The 19,004-nt window shown below is 68.7% G+C and carries 19 protein-coding genes and 2 pseudogenes; 11 read left to right on the forward strand and 10 right to left on the reverse strand.

All coding sequences use genetic code 11. The features are described from left to right. The first annotated feature begins 162 nt into the window (after positions 1–162). Positions 163–639, forward strand: coding sequence for a TipAS antibiotic-recognition domain-containing protein (locus ACIHAD_RS09295; protein ID WP_397353833.1), 477 nt, complete (start codon positions 163–165; stop codon positions 637–639). A 1,153-nt stretch (positions 640–1,792) separates the two neighbouring features. Here the strand turns inward: ACIHAD_RS09295 and ACIHAD_RS09300 are convergent. From ACIHAD_RS09300 to ACIHAD_RS09315, 4 genes are all read right to left on the reverse strand, one after another. After that, positions 1,793–2,662, reverse strand: a complete 870-nt coding sequence (locus ACIHAD_RS09300) for a bile acid:sodium symporter family protein (protein ID WP_397353834.1) — start codon at positions 2,660–2,662, stop codon at positions 1,793–1,795. A 98-nt stretch (positions 2,663–2,760) separates the two neighbouring features. Continuing rightward, positions 2,761–4,092 (reverse strand): Dyp-type peroxidase, encoded by a 1,332-nt coding sequence (locus ACIHAD_RS09305; RefSeq protein ID WP_397353835.1) that lies wholly within the window; start codon positions 4,090–4,092, stop codon positions 2,761–2,763. Positions 4,093–4,115: 23 nt separating this feature from the next. Further along, positions 4,116–5,135 (reverse strand): hypothetical protein, encoded by a 1,020-nt coding sequence (locus tag ACIHAD_RS09310; protein ID WP_397353836.1) that lies wholly within the window; start codon positions 5,133–5,135, stop codon positions 4,116–4,118. Between the two features lie 20 nt (positions 5,136–5,155). Next, positions 5,156–5,689, reverse strand: coding sequence for a hypothetical protein (locus ACIHAD_RS09315; protein ID WP_397353837.1), 534 nt, complete (start codon positions 5,687–5,689; stop codon positions 5,156–5,158). 344 nt (positions 5,690–6,033) lie between these two features. Here ACIHAD_RS09315 and ACIHAD_RS09320 point away from each other — a divergent pair, with 344 nt between their 5' ends. Beyond that, on the forward strand, positions 6,034–6,489 hold the full coding sequence (locus tag ACIHAD_RS09320) for a hypothetical protein (RefSeq protein ID WP_397353838.1): 456 nt from the start codon (positions 6,034–6,036) through the stop codon (positions 6,487–6,489). 605 nt (positions 6,490–7,094) lie between these two features. Then, positions 7,095–7,256, forward strand: a complete 162-nt coding sequence (locus tag ACIHAD_RS09325) for a hypothetical protein (protein ID WP_397353839.1) — start codon at positions 7,095–7,097, stop codon at positions 7,254–7,256. Positions 7,257–7,302: 46 nt separating this feature from the next. Here the strand turns inward: ACIHAD_RS09325 and ACIHAD_RS09330 are convergent, their stop codons facing one another. Beyond that, positions 7,303–7,482 (reverse strand): hypothetical protein, encoded by a 180-nt coding sequence (locus tag ACIHAD_RS09330; RefSeq protein ID WP_397353840.1) that lies wholly within the window; start codon positions 7,480–7,482, stop codon positions 7,303–7,305. A 184-nt stretch (positions 7,483–7,666) separates the two neighbouring features. Between ACIHAD_RS09330 and ACIHAD_RS09335 the strand changes: the two genes are divergently transcribed. The 4 genes and pseudogenes from ACIHAD_RS09335 (at position 7,667) to ACIHAD_RS09350 (ending at position 9,242) form a co-directional block, all read left to right on the forward strand. After that, positions 7,667–8,257 (forward strand): hypothetical protein, encoded by a 591-nt coding sequence (locus ACIHAD_RS09335; protein WP_397353841.1) that lies wholly within the window; start codon positions 7,667–7,669, stop codon positions 8,255–8,257. A 36-nt stretch (positions 8,258–8,293) separates the two neighbouring features. Next, positions 8,294–8,356 (forward strand): annotated as a pseudogene (locus ACIHAD_RS09340) (hypothetical protein); the annotation flags it as partial. Positions 8,357–8,447: 91 nt separating this feature from the next. Continuing rightward, complete coding sequence (locus ACIHAD_RS09345) at positions 8,448–8,621, forward strand: SDR family oxidoreductase (RefSeq protein WP_397353884.1); 174 nt, start codon at positions 8,448–8,450, stop codon at positions 8,619–8,621. A 303-nt stretch (positions 8,622–8,924) separates the two neighbouring features. After that, positions 8,925–9,242: a hypothetical protein gene (locus ACIHAD_RS09350; RefSeq protein WP_397353842.1), complete on the forward strand. Its 318-nt coding sequence runs from the start codon at positions 8,925–8,927 to the stop codon at positions 9,240–9,242. An 81-nt stretch (positions 9,243–9,323) separates the two neighbouring features. Here ACIHAD_RS09350 and ACIHAD_RS09355 read toward each other — a convergent pair whose 3' ends face one another. Together ACIHAD_RS09355 and ACIHAD_RS09360 are read right to left on the reverse strand one after the other, a co-directional pair. Continuing rightward, complete coding sequence (locus tag ACIHAD_RS09355; RefSeq protein ID WP_397353843.1) at positions 9,324–11,069, reverse strand: hypothetical protein; 1,746 nt, start codon at positions 11,067–11,069, stop codon at positions 9,324–9,326. Between the two features lie 507 nt (positions 11,070–11,576). Further along, the gene (locus ACIHAD_RS09360) at positions 11,577–11,837 is read right to left on the reverse strand and encodes a hypothetical protein (RefSeq protein WP_397353844.1); all 261 of its coding nucleotides are present in this window, start codon (positions 11,835–11,837) and stop codon (positions 11,577–11,579) included. 400 nt (positions 11,838–12,237) lie between these two features. On the opposite strand from ACIHAD_RS09360, the pseudogene ACIHAD_RS09365 reads away from it, so the two are divergent. Beyond that, positions 12,238–12,453 (forward strand): annotated as a pseudogene (locus ACIHAD_RS09365) (Tn3 family transposase); the annotation flags it as partial. A gap of 253 nt (positions 12,454–12,706) precedes the next feature. On the opposite strand, the gene ACIHAD_RS09370 reads toward ACIHAD_RS09365, so the two are convergent. Beyond that, positions 12,707–13,147 (reverse strand): hypothetical protein, encoded by a 441-nt coding sequence (locus ACIHAD_RS09370; protein WP_397353845.1) that lies wholly within the window; start codon positions 13,145–13,147, stop codon positions 12,707–12,709. Between the two features lie 165 nt (positions 13,148–13,312). On the opposite strand from ACIHAD_RS09370, the gene ACIHAD_RS09375 reads away from it, so the two are divergent. Then, positions 13,313–14,338, forward strand: coding sequence for a hypothetical protein (locus tag ACIHAD_RS09375; protein ID WP_397353846.1), 1,026 nt, complete (start codon positions 13,313–13,315; stop codon positions 14,336–14,338). A gap of 659 nt (positions 14,339–14,997) precedes the next feature. On the opposite strand, the gene ACIHAD_RS09380 is transcribed toward ACIHAD_RS09375, so the two are convergent. Next, positions 14,998–15,582, reverse strand: a complete 585-nt coding sequence (locus ACIHAD_RS09380) for a hypothetical protein (RefSeq protein ID WP_397353847.1) — start codon at positions 15,580–15,582, stop codon at positions 14,998–15,000. Between the two features lie 1,077 nt (positions 15,583–16,659). Here ACIHAD_RS09380 and ACIHAD_RS09385 point away from each other — a divergent pair. Next, on the forward strand, positions 16,660–17,127 hold the full coding sequence (locus ACIHAD_RS09385) for a SigE family RNA polymerase sigma factor (protein ID WP_397353848.1): 468 nt from the start codon (positions 16,660–16,662) through the stop codon (positions 17,125–17,127). After that, positions 17,124–18,413 (forward strand): hypothetical protein, encoded by a 1,290-nt coding sequence (locus ACIHAD_RS09390; RefSeq protein WP_397353849.1) that lies wholly within the window; start codon positions 17,124–17,126, stop codon positions 18,411–18,413. The genes ACIHAD_RS09385 and ACIHAD_RS09390 overlap by 4 nt, the downstream gene beginning before the upstream one ends. A 188-nt stretch (positions 18,414–18,601) precedes the next feature. Here the strand turns inward: ACIHAD_RS09390 and ACIHAD_RS09395 are convergent. Further along, on the reverse strand, positions 18,602–19,004 hold a 403-nt coding region (locus tag ACIHAD_RS09395; protein WP_397353850.1), incomplete at its 5' end, for a DDE-type integrase/transposase/recombinase.

A 19,004-nucleotide genomic window follows, 5' to 3' on the forward strand; every position in this document is an offset into this window, starting at 1 on the left:
ACCATAGACCATGCGATCAGGCAAAACACCCTGGTCCTGGTGCTGGGGGTCGGCATGGCAGACCAGTCATCCGGCAGCGAAATCGCAGGATTCGGCCCATCGCGGTCCCACCGCCGAAAACGGCTCGACCCTCACGTAACGTCAGGCCGTACGGTCTCGGCCATGAGTGACAAGAAGATCCGGTCCCCGCTCAGCGACGAGGAGAAACGCGAGGTCTGGGGCGAGTGGGCCGACCATGAAGGCGAGTACCTCGACGAGGTGGAGCAACGGTGGGGGGACAGCACTGCGTACGCGCAGTCCGCGAAGCGCGTCGCGGCCTACGGCAAGAAGCAGTGGGAGCAGATCAACCGCGACAACGCGGCGATCGAGGCGCGGATCCGTGAGCTGATGGACGCCGGCGTCGACCCGTCGAGCGAGGCGGCGATGGACGTGGCCGAGGCGCAGCTGCAGCACATCGCCCGCTGGTTCTACGACATGACGCACGAGTTCCACGTTCAAAAGAGCTACCTGTACGTGGAGGACCCGCGTTACCGGGCGGGCATCGAGGCGAACACCCGGCCGGGCGCGGCGGAGTGGCTGCAGGAGGCGATCAAAGCCAACGCCGCGCGCGCCGCCGAGGCTCCGACCACAGCCGGGTGACTGGTCTGCCGTGCCGACTTGGTTCGCAGGTCAGGCATCTCCGTCGGAAATTTCCCCCGTACTACCGGCACCCCTAGATGAACGCTCCGGACGGCCTACCGAAGGCCGCCCGCGCCGGGTTCCCGGGTTCCACAAATCCGACCGCGAATGAGGAAGATCGTCACTCACCGGGCCTCCCGTCTGGATGAAGCGGCGTTGGGCGGTGGTGATCGGAATCGGCCTCGCCGCCTGACCGGCGGCTGAGGCCGGCGACCGCAGTGCCGGGGCGAGGCCCCATACATCACATGGTCACAGCCGTTCGTCACGGCGCCCTTCTCCCGAAGCTGTCCCCAGCCGTCAGGTAGCGCTGACCGGACAGAACGGCGGTTCTGTCCGGTCCTTGGAACGGCATAGCCGCAGGTCAACGCATCGGCCTTGATTCCCGCACCAATTCGGCAGCATGCTCAGCACCGCCACCTGGTGCCGAAACCTGGTCTCCACGACGCTCGGCACCGACCCCGTGACCTGCGCCGATCGATCCACTTTGGGGCTGGGGACAGCTTCGGTTGCGAGAAGGACGCCAACCCGGCGCCGAAGCCATCGCCAAGGTCACCGAGGTGCTGGCGCCCCGTCGGCGTACCCACTGATCAACTGAGCGGCGGCTCGCCGGAGCTATAGGAGTTCCGGGCCTGATCGGCGCGCCGTTCGTGGGCAGTGTGCCGTAGTGGTCGCCGGGGCCGACCCAGGAGGCAGTTGGTGAGCAGGGAAGTCGTCCCGCGAGTCCTGTGGTGCTGGATGCGGGTGTGCCGAGCAGGCAGCCGGCTGGTCGGCTGGTCGGCGTGCAAGCAACGTGTTGAGGTGCGCCGGACACCCCTCACCCGGGCCTGGGACCGCAGGCTCGCCCTCGCGCTCCGCCATCGAGACCGTCGTTGTCGAGCAGGCGCTCATCCGGACGGCCGCCAAGGGCCGCGGCATCGGCTCTGGCCGGTGTGCATGCAACCGCTGAGGCGCTCCGGACGAAAAGCGATTGGGCTTGACGAGCGGCCCGATCGGCCGCCCGCGATGCGCCAGGGACGACAGCCCCGGCGTGCTGACCGGCCGGTGGGCCGCGTCAAGTTCCGGACAATGGACCTGACCGGGAGCGGGCCCTGCGGCGGGGGCCTCATCGAGGACTTCAGCCGGTGGTGTCGTCCCGGTCGCGGCCGAGCAGCGCGGCGACCGGCAGAGCTGTCACCAGGCCGCTGATCAGCACCGCGGCGAGCGCCCCCAGGACGGCTTGGTCGTTGCCGAAGGCGATCCCGATGGCGGCCAGCGGGGGACTGACGTTGCGAACCGCCGCGATGCCGCCCATGGTGGTACGACGTGTGGGTGGCCCGGTGGCCAGCACAGTGCCGGCGGCGAAGGTGGCGATGGCCAGCACGAGTCCGGCAAGCAGGGTACGCGAGCCCAGCAGGGCGACGATCTCGCGCCAGCTGCCCAGGAGCATGCCCGCCAGCACGACGATGAACGTCACGTTCGATGTCACACCGGCGGCCGGATGCCATGACAGTGCCGCGGAGGGTGCGTAGTGGCGTATCACCAGCCCGACGGCGAACGGCGCGAGTTGCAGGATGGCCACGGTCCGCACCAGCGCGGCGACGTCAAGGGAGACCCCCTCGCCGACGCCGGCCGCGGTGAGGACGGCGCTGACCGTCGGCCCGAAGGTGAGGCTGGCCACGGCGGCCAGCAGCACCTGCATCGCCGCGCCCGCAACCATGTCGCCTTTCTGCGCCATGGTCACCTTCACCCCGAACGGCCCGCCGGGCGAGGAGGCGACCATGACCAGAGCGATCAGCCCCGCGACCGGCAAGGCGAACAGGACGGCAAGGCCCCAGCCGAGCAGCGGGACGATCACCAGATTGGCCGCCAGCGCCAGCAGGAGCAGTGGCGGGTCGGTGAGGACGGCACGCAGCGTCGGCAGGGTGGTCGCCAGGCCGGCGGCGAACATGGTGACCGCGATGAAGATCACGGTGACCGCGTTGAACAGCACGTGCAGTGCGTCCATGGTCCTTCCTTCCCGGCGGCGGTCGTGTCTGACGATGGCGGGCACGGTGCATCAGTCCGCGCATCGGCCAGCGCATCGTCCGTGCGTCAGTCCGCGCGTCAGTCTGTGAGGTCGCTGAGCCAGCGCAGGGCGCTCAGCGATGGCAGGAAGCAGTACTCGCCGCCGCGCGTGACGGCGAAGCGCGGCAGCCCGAGCAGGCGTCGCCGTACCGGCCGCCGAGGAATGGTGTACTCACCGGCCCCCTCACCGGATCCGACGATGGGATCCACCGCATCGCCCGCGCCGAAGAAGACGCCGTCGTTCATCCATTCGGACTGGACGAACTCGAACTGCCGTCCCAGGTGCGCGCCGATGAAGGCGAACATCAGGCCGCGGTCGGCTCCGTCGTCCTCCAGGGCGCCATCAGGCAGCGGCGGCCCGTAGACGGTGCCGCGCCTGATCATCCGGTGCAGTCTCGGTACGCCCGCCACCGCCGCGTCCCGGGGGTTGCCGCGGCGGATGTGGCTGCCGCCGGGAGTGATGAATCCCGCCGGGTCGTCTCGCTGGTAGAGGAAACTGTTGCGGTACGGGTCGGCGTCCAGGCCGGGCTCGTCGCGGGAGGGGCTGAGGGCCAAGGGGGCGCCGCTGCGCCAGCGTCCCATGATCTTGGCGGCCAGCAGCTCCTCGTCCTCGGGGCCGGTGGCGTTGTCCCTCAGGTAGCGGCGGAAGGCGCCGACGCGCTGGTGAAGTTTACGAAAGGCCGCGTAGCTACCGTTGCGTCCCAGGACCTCGGGTTGAATTCGCTGTACGCCGCCGAGCTCGTCGGGATAGCCGAGCACGAATTCACCGGCCTTGAGCGGCTCCTCCAGCGTGTTGGACCCGGGGATGCCACTGCCTTCGATGGCCGGCTGGCTGATGCCATCGCGGTAGCCGAAGTGTTCGGTCTCGGTAGGCAGCGCGTGGCAGTCCTGCCGCCAGATCGCCGTCACGCCGGAAAGGTCGTCGTAGGCGGGGCGGGCACGATCGATGGCCGCCTCCATGTGGGCGCTGTCGGGCGCCACCGCCACCAGCACCACGTGCACGGCGGACGTGCCCAGCGGCGGCTCCCAGTGGGAGGGTGCGCTGTCGCCGACGTCGCCCAGCGCCGTGGCGCGCGCCGCCATGCCCTGGCGGAATTCCCACGCGAAGGTCTCCAGTGACTCCTGCGGCACGCCCAGCGCCCGCAGGCCGGCGTGCGTGAGTGCGAGGCTCACCCAGGTCTGGCCCAGTGGGCTGGTCGTGTCGGCGGCCGAGGTGACCACCGCGGCGGCGCGGCGCATCAGCTCCCGCCCCTGGCCGCGGTCGTCGATGCGGAACAGGATGTAGGTCGCCGCGTACGGGGTCGGCCGCGGGCTGAGGACCCCGCGCTGGATGTCGTCGAGGTCGAGCGTGACGTGGCTGGGCTGGCTCACCGGGATTCTGCTTTCTTGCTGCGTCATGGCGCTGAGACGATGTTGTTCCAGAAGGCGCGCACGCTCTCGTCGACGCCGAACAGGGAGCTGAAGATGGTGCTGTCGGCGAAGATCACGTCACCGGCCCGGTCACCGGCCGGGGGCATCCACAGGAACGTGTTGAACTCGGTGTTGCCGGCCTCGGTGAACGGGTGCGGCGGCCGGGTCAGGTCGATCGGCTGCCGGCCCAGCACCTGGATGACGCCGGCCTCGTCGCTGGTCACGGCGTAGTGGGGCAGGTGCATGTGGAAGTTGAGGTGACTCACGCCGTCCAGCCATCCCCTGGTGTCCAGGTCCTTGGCGATGGACAGGGGTGCGCTCACGCCCTCCCGCGTCACCGCGGGGCGCAGGCCGTAGCGGTTCTCCACGGGGATCCCGAGTCCTGCGATCAGGGATCGGGTGTACCTGCCGAAGCGTTGCTGGCGCGGCACCAGGGCGTCGCCGTGGTGGTGGTACTCCACGTCGCGCAGCGCCAGGTCGTCCGACGCGCCGACGTCGTGGTGCGGTCCCAGGGCCAGGCAGGTTCCCTCGCGGGTCAGGAAGTCGCGCAGCGCCTCGATCTCGCGAGGGGTGGCGTCCTGCCCGGTGATCATGTGGTCCAGTCCCCACACGAACAGGACGTCGGTGTCGGCCAGCACCCGTTCGTCCAAGGGGGTGTGGAACCCGGCCTGGTCGACGCGCTGGTAGACGGGCACGGTGTGCCCGGTGACCTCCTGGACGACCTCCTGGAAGGGCAGCCAGCCCCAGAAGAACAGCTCCAGCCCGCCCGCGATGCCCTGCTGGAACCGCATCGGATCAGACCATTGCGGGTCCTCATAAGCCGGCCACTGCACGCGGCGCACCTCGGTCATCGTGGAGAACCGGTTGTCCAGTACGGTCAGGTCCCTGCCGGCCTCGGCCGGAAAACTCCAGGCGACGTAGATGCTCACCCGCCGCCGGCCAGGCGTGTACGGGCGCGGCACGTGGTTCTGGTTGTAGGTGCGCGCGGTCTTCAGCTCGCTCATCTCGTCTCCGTGTGGTGTCGTCACTGCAGCTGGTCGAGCATCTGCGACAGGGCGTTCTTGATCCGCAGAGCTTTCTTGATCTCATCCGCGGTGACGTACGGGTACTCGCCGTACTCGATGAAGCTGGGGCAGTGATGCTCGCGGACGAACCTGACGAACGCCTCGGGATTGGTTCTCCAGTCCTCGGGGAAGCCTTCGAGGTTCTCGAACGCCGTACTCACTCCCGCCTTGGTGAACAGCGCGACGGCGTCCTCGGTGTACTTGTCGAAGTCGGTGTCGAAGATCCCCTGGTACATGAAGCGGGTGTCGTCGTCGAACAACACCCAGCGCAGGTAGTGCAGCTTCAGCGGCGCGAGGAGATTCGGATCGCCTTGCAGTGCCGTGGCCAGCGTGTTGCCGTACTCGCGGATGGCGTCGGCCCGGCCGGGTTTGACGTCGGCGATGATGGTGAACCCGTAACACGCCGGGGTCCGCGGGAAGACGGGACCGTACTTCCCCTGCTCGAGCTGGTCGGTCTCCTTGGGGATGACGACCGCTTGCGGCGTAATGTCCATACCTGCTCCTCATTCACCCATTCAGGGGGGAGCAGGCCCAAGCGACCTGACCTGTGCATCATCCCACACCGCCATGCCGACGGACGGGCAAGGGCACCGCGCGCTGGTTCGTCTTCCAGGGGTCATCGTGGGGGCTGGCGCAGTCCACGTCCGCTTGTTGGCCACCGTGCCCCCTGCATGCCCCGTGCTGGTGTGCAGGGCAGGGAACATGGGGGGAGTGGTTAGCGTCTCAGTTCGCTGAGGGATCGGCTCGTAGTGCACCGGAACGTGGCTGCATGTATCGATCCGATCACCGCGTGCTCGTTGCGGCGTCTACGTGGAGTCCCCGCTCTTAATCTGCCCGCGTGGACGTGGACCCAATTCTCATCTCGACTGTCGTTGGCGCCGTGCTGAGTGGGCTCGGGTCAGGCGCCTTAGAAAAGGTGCAGAGCAAGCTCAGACGGCCTAGCACCGTGGAGGAGGCCCCCGCACCGAGTACTTCCACCGTCGAGGAACGGGCCGATGAATTAGCTGATCTTCTTAAGCGGTCAACGACGTTGCTTGCTGAACTGTCAGCGGAGATGGAAGCACGCACCGCAACAGTCCGTGAGCTGCAAGCTGAGGCCAAACACGCCGAAAGCATCGCCTCGATTCACAAGGAAGCTCAGGCAGCGGTCGAGAAGATGCTCGATGCGCGGCTCGCGGCACGGCTGGAGGAAAGCGGCCGGAAATCCTTCAAGCAGGGCATGTGGCTGAACATCGTCAGCGGGGCGTTCTTCTTCATCGCTGGTGTCGTTGTGACCCTGCTCCTGGGTGGATAGACGGCCTCATCGGGCTGACGATCTGGAGCCGGTCAGGCAGCAGCGAACAGGTCGAGCTGGTCGGGCTGCACCGTACCCCCTTCTCTGCCCTGTGCTGACGTGCAGGGCAGAGAACACGGCAGACCTGGCTGCCGTCCCGGTTCACCGATCACTTGACTACGCGTCCTGGGCGTCGGCTCGGGCGGCGGGCCAGGGCAGTGGGCCGCCGCCGGGGTGGCGTACGGGCGGCGCGGACGCCGTACGGACCCCGCGCCGGAACTGCTCTCCGAACTGCTGGCCGGGAAGGAGACCCGGCTGCCGGACGAGCCGGGGCAGCTGTCGGTCACGCTGTCCCCGGCCGCGGCCATGCGGCCCGTGTGGGTCGGCAACGCGTCGGAGGCGGCGATCCGGCGGGCGGCGCGGCTGGTTCCCCTCGCTGATCTCCCCGCTGGAGGTCGCCGAGGGACGGGCACGGCTGGCCGAGCTGGCCGGGCAGGCAGGCAGGCCGTCCCGTTCCGGTCGTCGCCATCGGTTGCGCCGCCGCGCTGGGAGCCGGGCCCGACGTCCCGTCCCGGGCTCAGGTGGCGTCCGGGATCAGCGCCAGTTACGGCCGTCCGCTTGAGGACGTGCTGCCGATCCCCCTCACCGGCCACCCCGAGGAGGCCGCCGGACGGCTGAACGACTACCGCGAGGCCGGGGCGAGCCACGCGGTCGTCGGGATCTCGGGCGGCGACTGGCGGCGGCAGATGGACCTCCTGGCGGAGGTGCGACCCCTCCTGCACGGGTGACGTCCTGGACGAACCGCGCCGCGGCGGAGCGCGGACCCGGCGCGGATCACACCGCCGCCTGCTCCCGGGCCCACGCCTGGTCGGCCCAGGCCGGGTCCAGCGGCGTGCAGGCGATGTGGTTGATGTAGTTCGACAGCGACTTCACGCCGACCCCCAGAACGATGTCCAGCACGTGACGGCGGGTGTGCCCGGCGGCCAGGAACGCCTCGATCTTGGCCTCGTCCACCCAGTTTCGCGTGCTGAGTCGGCCCTCCGGACTGAAGGAACAGTGCGCTATCGGAATGACCCGAGTGGGGCGGACGAGCCCATGGGTTCCTCGAGGCGCCTGCGCGCATGGAGCGTCGAGAGTGCCTGCTTGCCTCTACGAGATCAGGTTCACACGGAATGGACCTGCCTCTACTGTGAATGAGGTGGGCGAGGATTTGAACGAGGCGCTTGGTGTGTTGGCGCTCCTGGGGGGTGTGCTGCTGCTTGTCATGCTGGTGTCCGGTGACTCCGAAGCCAAGCCAGCCGATAATGAAGTCGACCCGGCCGTGAAGCGACGGCGGTGGGAAGTGCGGGTCCAGGTGGCACGCCGCCTCCTGGAGGTCTGCCTCACCAACGCCGCCCACGGGGAGAAGCACTACCAGGAGGCTGAGAGGCGCCTTGCCACTCCTGGTTCGGAGAGCCTCGCGGTCATGGAGATCGAACAGGCCTGCATCTACAGGCACTGGCGGGCGCTGCTGCACTTGGCGGTGATCCGCGCCATGGAGATGAAGCCCAAAGAGGCGATATATGCGTTCGACAAGGCCGTCCTGATGGTGAACCCTGCGGGGATCGAGCCCGACGACTTCCGGCCCAAGATGGTCGGGATGGCCCTGGTCTGGCTGGAGGTCCGCTCGGGGCTGGCCAAGGTGTGGGAGGACTCTGTAGGCCGGAGACATCCTGGCCTATCCGGCTCGCAGTTGCGCGCCAAAGCCGTCGAAGAGATCATCGAGACGATCCCGCCCTTGAAACCATGACGCCCTCGCAGCGCTGCCACAGGCCGGGGCGGGTTCTTGCCGCTGCCCGGCGCCGCCCACCACGCCGCATCCAAGGCCGTCCTCGAACAACTCACCCGCAGCTGGGCGCTGGAACTGGCCGGCGACGGCATCCGCGCCAAGGCCCTGGCCCCCGGGCCCCACCGAGAGCCAGGCTCAGACCGCCGCCGGCCTGCCCGAGACCGTCGTCCAGCAGATCAAGCGCGAGGAGGCCGCCCGCATCCCGCTCGGCCGCCGCGGCGAACCCGAAGAGGTCGCCACCTGGATCCTGCGCCTGGCCGACCCCGCCACGACCTGGCTGACCGGCCAGGTGCTGGCCATCGACGGCGGCCTGAACCTCACCTAGCCCACCCAGCCCGGCACAGCCTCTCCAGCCGCTCGGCGCCGGTCAGCCCCACAGATCGGCCGCTGCTGACGGATCCCCTCCCAGCAGACCGCACGCGACGTCGCCCACACCTTGGCGCGCTGGCAGGGCGTGAGCCTGGCCTTGCTCTCACGGTCCGGGCCGGGAATCAAGCACGGCGCCCATCCGCCGGTGGTGGGCCCCGCCCTGATCCCCAAGGCGTCAAGCGGCCTACTTGCCTTACGTGCCTGACAAGATCACATCGCGTTGAGCTGCGGGAAGGGCTGCGAACCCAAGATAACCATCGTGCCCGCGGGCGGCTACATCTGGAGTGCCGAGGAGGGCATGCGGCGCCTGCCCGGCGCCAGCGGCCTGGCTGCGCCCAAGGCGGTCAACAACGACGTGATTGTCGGCACACACACCTGCACGGGGGCCGGCACCGTCGCCCACGCGGCGGTCTGGGCCGCCCCCGACGTGGCGCCGGCCCTGCTGCCCGACCCGGCGACCGGCACCGCCACGATGGCCAATGCCGTCAACGCGCAGGGCGAGATCACCGGGTGGGCCGAGGCTCCCGACGGCTCGCGGCGCGCCCTCGTGTGGCGGCCCGCGCCCGGGAGCTCCTGAGCCCCCGCGGGCCGGCGCGGCCGAGCCCAGCGAGCTCTCAGGACCGGCTTCAGCGGGCGCGGATCCGGTCGGTGGCGATCGTCACCGCAGGAGCTGGGCGGCGTTGATCTTCACCTCGAAGACGTCGCGGTATGGGCTCGATCCGCCGCCCACGGGCCACAGGTAGGGGAGCGGCTGGGTCAGGTCGAAGGAGATGGGCGGGTTGGTCGGCTGGACGGTGTCGACCGGATAGATGGTCCACCGCGGCGTCTGGTCCGGCGTCCCCGTGCCCGAGGTGGGCTGTGCGCTGGGCTGTGGCGCGGGATGGAAGGGCGGCGGGTCGATGTTGACGTAGATCATGGTCGAGCGCGGGCCCACGTTGGGGGTGCCGCCGCCGCCGCCTCCGCCGCCGCCGCCGGTGCCGCCGGTCGACCCGCCGCTCTGGGTGGCCTTGGCGGGCAGGTAGTGACGGTCGCTGGGATCGGCGTCGCACGGCTGCGCCGCCCTGGCCGGTGGAGGCGCCCCGTCGGACGCCTTGAGCCGCAACCCCAGCTCACCCGCGATCATCAGGGCGTAGTGGCCCGCCAGTGCCTTCTGCCCCTCCTGGTTGGGATGTCCCGTCTGCTGCTTCTGGTTGAAGTCGTCCCCAGCCGCGGCCACTCTCCAGTTGACGTTGCGGATGTAGGGGGTCTTGGTCCCCAGTTCGTGGCCGGCGAAGGCGTTCTCGAGGTCCAGCATGTCGGTGGCGATCCCGTGGTCGGCCAGGACCTGCTGCGCCTTCTTGACGGAGGCGGTCAGCTGAGGAGCCAGTTTCGCGGCGCTGGTCCAGGCATAGGGCCACATGTTCGTCAGCCAGCCCATGAGGCCGCCAGGGTGCAGGCCGACCTTGACGGGTTGCGGGTAGTTGACCATCATCACCCTGGTCTTGCCGTTGGAGGCGGCGTGCATCGCGCGTACCAGTTGCACCAGCCTGGCCGACAGGGTGGCGGGCTGTGTCAGCGGGCGGACGAACGGGGGGCGGGGCGGCTGGGAGTTGTCCCATTCCTGCTGCGAGGTGCGGGTGGTGTCGAGCAGTGGCCGGATACGCGCCTCGATGTTGCTGATGTCGACGGGGTCGTCGAGTACGGCTTTCAGCATGGGGCCGAAGTCGACGTCGTTGCCGCCGAAGCCGGAGATCACCAGGTCGGTGGCCTCGTCCACTCCCTGGTTCTGGGGCGGATTGACGCGGGCGTGATCGTTCTGGCTCACGAAGAAGTGCTCGCTGGCGGCGCCGGAGGAGGCGTTGAAACGCACGTCGAAGAAGACCTCCGGGTTGGCCCGGCGCAGCAGGTCGATGGCCTGCAGAACCGCCGCGTTCGCTGAACGGTGACGGAAGTCCTCGGTGTAGTCGTCCTCGGTGTGCCCTGCCGCCGGGTAGGTCTCCCCTCCCAGCCCTCCCGGGATGCGGGGTTCGGGAAGGAAGCCGCGTTTATTGAAGTAGTCTCCCGCCCCCTCACCTGACATGTACGAATCGCCCATGATGACGATCTTCACGACCCTCTGCCCCGGCCGGGGGACGCCCTGGCGGAACTGGACGGGCTTGTCGTCCCCCCAGAACAGTGGCCCGCCCGGCCCGGTGGCGACCGGCGGGCAGGTGTCGGTCGGCGCGTACCGCTGAGCCAGGTACCTCAGACCGCCGACGGTGGGGAGGTTCGCCAGCGATTCGGCGTCGTAGTCGTCGAGCAGCGGGATGTCGGTGATTGGGGCGGCGCTCGCGGGCGTGAAGCCGGAGCTCGCGACCAGGGCGATGGCGAGGGCTCCCGCGGTGAGGGCGCGGGGGAGGGGCCGCCGTAAGGATCTGCGCGTCATGCCGTCAACTATGAGCAACCCTCAGGTGGCCTGCCTCCTGCTGAGGAACGAGCCCACTTCTCCGCCGACTGGCCGCCCACCCTCCTGCGACAGGCCGCCGCCCATATCTCGTGGGAGTACCGGCAAATGCCTGCAGGTGTGTCCACTCACAACTAAGGGTGATGATCAACTACACAAAGCAGTCAAAGGAGGGATCTCCCCATGAGACCCCGCCCCATCGCCGGCAGCCTCCTCCTCGCGACCGCGCTCCTGACCGCCACCGCGTCACCCGCCGTCTCCTTCCAAGATCGTGGCCGACGCACGTTACGGCACCGGCTCGTACGGCCGGTCGGTCAGCTCGGGCACCAGCTCCTCGAGCCGCGTCAGGAAGGTCTCGATCTCGCCGCGGGCGTGGGCGAGCAGCCACACGAGGCGGATGATCTGCCAGAAGGCGTGGCCACGATCCTGCGTCAGACCGGCAAATCCCAGTCGTCGCCATCGGTCGGCCTGGCCAGGGGTGCTGCGCTCCTACGCGCGGCGAGCGTCCTCGTCCGCGTCGTCGCCGGGCAGTGGCGGGTAGAGGCGTGCCTCAACCTGGGCGGGGCTGCCGAGACGTCCGGCGTGCTCGCTCATGGCGGCTTCGTAGCGGTTGAGCAGAGCCTCGGTCAGGACGTACCATAGGGCGAGCAGCTCCTCGGTGAGCTGCTGCCGGCGCTCGCCTTCGGCCTGCTCGGCGAGTGCGGCGATGTCGTTGACGGCGTTGGCGTACTGCCGGTAGGAGCACAGCATCGACGGGAAACCTCGCCGGCGGCGACGAGGGCGGCGCCCGCGAGACGGCTCTCGCTGATGATCTTCCGGCAGTACGCTTCGCTCATATGTTCGATGCTAAGGTGATCGCCGCCTTGATCGCCACCGTCCTCCGTCACGGAAGGTTGAGCATGTGCCATCGAACCTTGATCGGTGTCAGCCCAGGTCTCAGGGTGTGCGGCTGGGCATGATCACTCAACCTTCGGCGGCACGGCCGATCAAGGTTTGCTTTCGGCTCCACGGGTTCACCTACGACTCGCTCGACGGGAGCGACGCCGCCGCCCGCCTGGGGTGGATACGGCGCAACCCCGCCTACGCCGCGCAGCCGTACGAGCAGCTGGTCCTGACCGACTGCGCATCGCCGGGTGGGGAGCCGGGGTGCCAGGGGGTGTCCATGCTCACCTTGCACCTGCTGCAGTCCTCATTGGTGTTCATTAATACCCAGCTCCTGCGGGCCGTTCTGCGAGATCCGCAGTGGGCCGGCAAGCTCACCGAGGAAGACCGGCGCGCGCTCAGCCCACTGTTCTGGGCTCACGTGAACCCCTACGGCCGGTTCCGGCTGGACATGGAAACCCGGCTCGACCTCACCGCGGCGTGAGCTGACCTCCGGCGGGTCAGCACACTGGGCCCTGGCGCCATCTCCTGCTTCCTGGGCCGGCATGCCTTTACCCATGCCGACGTTGGCTCCGGCGCTGCGCCCTTTCCTCGGCATGCCCGCCCCGACCGGGCGAGCTCGCTGGCGGCGACCGGCGGTCAGCAGCAGAACTTCAGGTAGTTCTGCACGTCGCGGTGGTATCGGGGCGGCGCTGTCGCGATCGCCCCGATCCATTTCCTTGCCATGTTGGTGGGGATTAGGGGTTTTGGAAGGTGACCTCCGGGTTGGCTGGTGATGGTCCGGTGAGCAGGGGCTGTGGAATGCCTTTGAGGTGCAGATCGAAGAAGGCGCCGACGTAGGTGCGGGTGATCTGTTCCGCGCGCTGGGGGGAGAGCCCGGGGCCGGGTTTGCCCGCCCATGCGGAGAGGATGGGCATGTCGGTGAACGTGCCGTGGTCGGAATCGGTGACGGTCAGCCAGCGCTTCCAGCCGTTCAGGCTCGTCCAGGCCTGCTCCCAGGTGGGGTCCATGCCCGGGCTCTCGTGCTGGGCGCCGAACAGCAGGAAGGGGCGATGGTCCAGGCCGGTGGCGGGGATCGGCGCGTAGAAGGTGCCGTCCGTGTTCACTCCGGCCCGTACCCGGTGGTCGGTGGCCATGGTCGTGGCGGCGGCGTTTCCTCCGATGGAGTGCCCGGCCATGCCGATGGCTCGCGCGGACTTGATGTCAGTCGTGCGTCGTCGTACGGCCGGGGTCGGGCACTGGGGGTACGGGCGGGGAGGGGATCGTCGTTGCGGGCAGAAATTGTCTGATCTTGGTGGCAGAGTGCGGGGGAAATGCTCTCGTCAGGAAGGAAACGCCCCGGGATGGCTGCGAACGACAAGCCGCGGACCCTGTACCCGCTGAAAGATCTGGAGCTTCCCGCGCTGCTTCCCTTGGATCCGGTCGAGCCGGTGCCGGCGGAGGTCGGGCCAGGGTTGGAGGCGTACCAGAACGGAGACCTGGACGACGCGATGAACGCATTGCGGGAGATCGCCGGGACGGGTCGCACAGCCGTGGCCGGGCACGCGGCGGCAGCGCTGGCGGGGATCGAACTCGGCGCGGGCCTGCACTGCTGGGAGTCGTTGGAGCAGGTGGCAGGGGGCGAGGACCCGTGGCTGGGGCCGCTGGCCGGGGTGCTGATCACGGAGCTGGAGCCGCAGGAGGACGGGCGCTCGCTGCTACGCGGGGTCACCGCGCAGCTCACCGGGGACGCGGAGGCAGCGCGGGCGCTCTACGCGGAGGCGGACGAGGAACTCGCCACCGTCCTGATCGGCAATTTGCTGATCGTCAGCGGCGATCTGGTGGCGGCGGAGGAGCCGCTGACGCGGGCGCTGAGGTCGGACAACGACATGATCGCCGCGTATGCCGGGCACCTGCTGAGCCACATCTTCATCGCGCGAAACGAACTGGAGGAGGCCGGGAACGTGCTGAACGACGCGTTCTGGCGGTCCCACCCGCGCGGGACGGGCCCAGAGGGGCTGGTGCCCTGGGTCGGCGTCCGGATCGGTGAACTGCTGGCTGGGACGTTGATGCTCGACGTGGTCGACAACCTGATGGAGGCCAGCGGCATGAGCGAGCTTTACTTCACGCGGGACTTCTTCGAGAACGCGGCGTTCTTCACCAAGTACAGTGAGCCGTCGCTCACCAAGATCGGGTTGCACTTGTTCCCGGGTGACTTTGACATCGTTCAGGGCGCGCTGGAGCGGCTGCGCGTGTGGAGCGACGAGCGCTACGAGAGGGGCCGGGCGCTGGCTGTTCTGCTGGGCAGGCGGCTGCTCGAAGAGGAGAACTCCTGGTCCGACAGCTACAGGCCCTTGCGAGAGTTTGTGGCGGACGTCGGCGGCGTCTGAGGCTGAGGCCGTTCGAGGAGAGCGGGCCCGGCGCCAGCGTGGGTGATCGGGAGGGCGTTACGTCAGCCCGACCGCTAGCGCCGCTCGCACGCACGTAAAGGGACAACCGCGCGACGGTCGATCTCCAGGGTTGCTGACGCCGGCAGTGGTTTCCCAAGCCTCTTCCAGAAAAGGGCCACTTCAGATGAACAATCCAGCCGACAATTTGTTGCCCGAGTTCGAGCTTGTTGAGGTTGGAGCGGTCGAGGGGGAAGCCGAGACGGGTGCAGCGGGTGGCGAGTTTGTCCACGCTGAGGCCGCGTTCCTGCCGGTGGTGCCGCATGTTGGTGGCAACCTGGCGGGTGTAGGCGAGGGCCCATTCGCTGTGGAACTTGCCGGGCACGTGGGGTCCTTCCGGGCGGGGCGCGGAGCGGACTGGCACACGCTAAACGATCTTCGTGGGGTGCACAAGCGGGATTGACGAGAAGTTATCACCGCCGTGGGCAGGCCGCCCGTCACCGCGAAGGGCAGCCCACCACGAATGTCACGCAGGGTAGGTGCTCGCCCCGGCGATCTCCGTACCCTCGACACTCTCCGTCACCGGCGCAGGAGGCGGCGGACGGTCTCGTCGATGCCGCCGTCGTCCCGGGGCTTTCCCCGGAGAGGGTGGTGCTTGGCGGTCACAGGGTCACCTCCCACACCTCAGCGATGCCGCCCTGCCCGTTGACCTCGATCCGACCGGTCGGCCGGGCATGACCGAGCTCCGCGTCGGCCTTCGCCGTCAACTCCTCCACCTTCGGGAAGCCTCCCTTGAAGCCCTCCTTCAGGCGGGAGATCACCAGCATGTTCGGGTACGGCGGCGGCGTCTGCCACACGCCTTCGTCCTCGCCGAGCCATCCGGCAGGCAGGCCCGGCCCAGGCCGGAGCGCCATCTGCTTGATCTGGCCGGGGATGGCGCGGGCGGCCACGCCGATGACGAACACCTGGTCCGCCATCACGTCTACCGGCATGGGCCACGCGGCGATGGGCAGGTCGTCGCGGGTGAGGAAGATGGGGACGTGCGGCTCGCCCAGCGCGCTGGCGGCCTCGCGCCGGGCCACCATGACGGGCGCCGCGTTCGCGACGATGATGCGCACGCCGTACACGGTGACCACGTGCGCGCCCGGGGCGATGGACGCGCGGATGGCGGGCAGGCGGGCAGCGAGCTGCGACTGATCGGTGTACAGGGCCGCGAGGCGCTCGATGTGGGCGACGAGGTCTCGCACCTTGCCCTGACGATGAGGGCGCTGATCTCGTGGGCGGGGCGGCCGCTGTCGATGAGGGTGCGAATCTGGTCGCGGGTGGGCGTCTCCTGGCCGCCTTCAGGCTCGGCGTCGGCCGGGTCGCCGCCGGCGGTGCGGGAACGGCTACCTCCGCGCAGGTGAGGGTGGGCGGGCCCTCGCCCGGGTGGGTGGCGCGGGTGACCGTCTTGCACGCCTGGCTCACCCTGTGCAGCACCTTGCGGATCTCGCCGGCGTCGGGCCGTTGGAGGAAGCGGGGCGTCTCCACGATGTGCAGGCGTAGCACGCACACGCCGGCCAGCCGTTCGGCGTCGGTGGCTTCCAGCACTTGGTCGGGGTGCAAGCCGAGGCCGCGGCGTACGGTCTGGGCTTCGGCGTTGTCGTAGGCGCAGATGACGGTCAGCGTGCCGGACTGGTCGTCGCCCGGATGAGGGGCGTGCTCGACCGTGCTGTGCAGGCTGGCCATCTGGAGCGCCTGGCGGACGGCTCCGGCGTCGGCCCGGTGGAGGAACCGCGGGGTTTCCACGACGCGCAGAGTCGCGCCCCGTGGATGCCGGCGAGCCGCACGGCCACGGTGTCGGCGTCGGCCGCTTCGACGACCTGGCGGCGTTCAGGACCGCGGCGCGGGCGTTGACGAGCGCGGTGAGGGCGTCGAGGAGCAGGAACCGGCCGTTGCCGTCTCGCAGGTCCGTGGGGATCGTCTGCGGCGCGTGCCACGCGCCTTGACCCAGGAGTTCGAGCCGCAGGGCCTCGTGGGCGCGTCCGTAGGCGACTTCGAGGCGTTCGATGTCGGGTGTTCGACGACCTGCACGTGCTGTTCTTCACCTTCCCCACCGGCCAGCCGCCCGCCGCCGCACCCGCTGGCTCACCCTTCTGCTCGCCGGCCTGACCGCCCGCTCCCGCATCGTCCGGGGTGAAGCCGAGATCGGGACCTTGTCCAGGAGGGCGAGAGCGTGATCGGGCAGTAGTGTCTGGTCGCCGGTGGCGAGCCGGCCCTGGTCCGTGTCCAACAATCTACTGATCTCGTGCAACAGGTAGGCGCACTTATTGATCCTTGGGTTCGTGGAAGATTTCGACGAGTTCATCCAGGCACGGGGGGACGCGCTCCTTCGCTACGGCTACGTGCTTGCCGGCAACTCCGAGGACGCGGCCGATCTCGTGCAGGAGGCGCTGGCACGACTGGGTGATGCCTGGTTCCGTGTGCGCAAGAAGAACGACCCCGAGGGGTACGTGCGCACGATCATGGTCAGGCTGCACGTCAAATCGTGGCGTCGGCGTCATCGTGAGGACCTGGTCGCCGCCGTCCCTGAGCATGGTGGGCTCGACCAGTACAGCGACGCCGCTCTGTGGGCCGCTCTTCAGGAGCTGCCCCGCAGGCAGCGAGCTGTCGTCGTTCTTCGCTACTACGAGGACCTGCCGGACCAGGAGATCGCCGAGATCCTTGGTGTCTCCCGAGGGACCGTACGCAGCCAGGCCGCCCGCGCCTTGGACAAGCTCCGGATCAAGTATGTTTTTCAGGAGGCACGATGAGAGACGAACAGGATCTGATCCATACCCTGCGCGCAGCCGCCGATCAGGTGAATCGTTGCGATCTCTCGGAGGGCGTGGCCAGGCGGCGGCGCGCCAGGCGTACCAGGCACCGGGTGCAGGTTTTGCTCGCGGCGGTGGCAGTGGTGGCGATCGCGGGTAGCGTGACGGCGGTCCTGTCGGGCAAGGACCGGAAGGAGCCTGAACCCGCCGTGGTGGTCAGCCCTTCTCCGTCCGTTTCCGAGGCGTTCGTGCCCGAGACGAAGTCGGCCGCCGAGGTGTGGCCGCAAGCGATGCTCAAGGTTCCGATGAAGGACTCGGAAGGTTGGAAGGTGTACCCGGTGACCAGCCTGAGCGCCACCGAGGTGCTGCTGGTCGCGAATTCCCGGTTCGAGAAAGCCGGGCGGCTCGAGATGTTCGACTCGACCTCGGGGAGGACCCGCGTGCTCGGCTCCATCCCCAGTCCTCAGAAAAAGTACTACCCCCAGCTGTTCGCGGTGGGTTCTGAGTACATCGCCTGGTTCGGCGAGACGCCCCAGGACTCCGACGACTGGGCGGATTTCTGGATCATGCCCAGACAGGGCGGCGCAGCCCGGCGCGTGGGCGAGGTCGACGCCGACGTCGAGAAGATCGCCGTCACCGACGGTTTTGTCGTGTGGTCGGTGCGGGAAGGCGGCATCTACCGCATGCCGCTGAGCGGTGGTGCCCCCGAGCGGCTGCCCGGCACTGACGGGCTCCACCTGACTGCCTGGCCGTGGGCCGCAGGCCGGGCCGGCGAGCGCCCGGACGCGAACCAGAACCGTCTCGTCAACCTGGAGACCGGCCAGTCATTCGATGTCTCGCTGCCCGAAGGTGTGCAGGCGATGCAGTGTCATGCGCAGTGGTGCGTCGGCGTCCTGGACGGGCACGTGGTCAGGCAGCGCATCGACGGGTCCGAGCGCGAGAGCCTGCCTCAGGGGCTGCTCCTGAACCACATGCGCTCGCTGCTGGGTGACCGATACGCGGTGTTCAAGGTGTATGACCCGGATCGGAACAAGACCGGGGTGCCGATCGCCGTGGTGTACGACCTGGCGACCGGCGTGTTTGCCGGAATCGGCAGACAGTCGGGCGGCGTGCTGTCCAGCAACATGGCGGTGGGCGCGTCTTCCTCCTCGCCATCCACCACCGTCTACTGGGACGCCGACCAGAAGTCTTACGCAGAGTGCGGCCACGCCACCGGCTGCGCCGTCAAGACGCGTGGTGGCGGTAAGGAGTACACCGTGGTGAACCTGAGGGCCGTTACCCGATGACCACCACGACCGCTGCCACCACGCCTGAGATGCGCTAGAGCCGTCCTGACCGCTCACCGCGGCAAGCGGTCAGGACGCCATGGAGCGGAATCTTTGGATCGTTTCCGAGGAATCGAGACACCCTCTCAAGACCCACGCCCTGGGAAGACACGACGGTGAATCACGTGAGGCCGCCGGTTTCCGCCCCCTCATGCACCACCGAGAGTGCCGATGCTCAGCCGGGCGCTCAGATCGAGGCGTACCTCGCCGTCCACGTCGCCGCCCCGGGTGACAACCGCCATCTGCAGCGAGGCGACCGTCAGCGCCGCGTCATGGTGCTCGGACATGGCATAGCCGAGCAGCCGCCGAGAGAACAGATCCTCGACCGAGGCCAAGTACAACGGCCCCTCATCAGTGGTGATCATCGTGACGTCGCCGACCCACAGCGCGTCCGCAGCGACCGCGGCGAACTTCCGGCGCACCAGATCCAGCGCGGCCGGCCTCTTGCCCTGCCGGGTCAGACATCCCTGGACGTTTGTTGTCAAGCAGCGAGGTCGTTTGATCGGTGCGACCAGGCGGTTGCCTGGTCGTAGGGGCTGTGGGTTTTGAGGC

Source organism: Nonomuraea sp. NPDC052265, from assembly GCF_044547985.1.
Taxonomy (GTDB): Bacteria; Actinomycetota; Actinomycetes; order Streptosporangiales; family Streptosporangiaceae; genus Nonomuraea.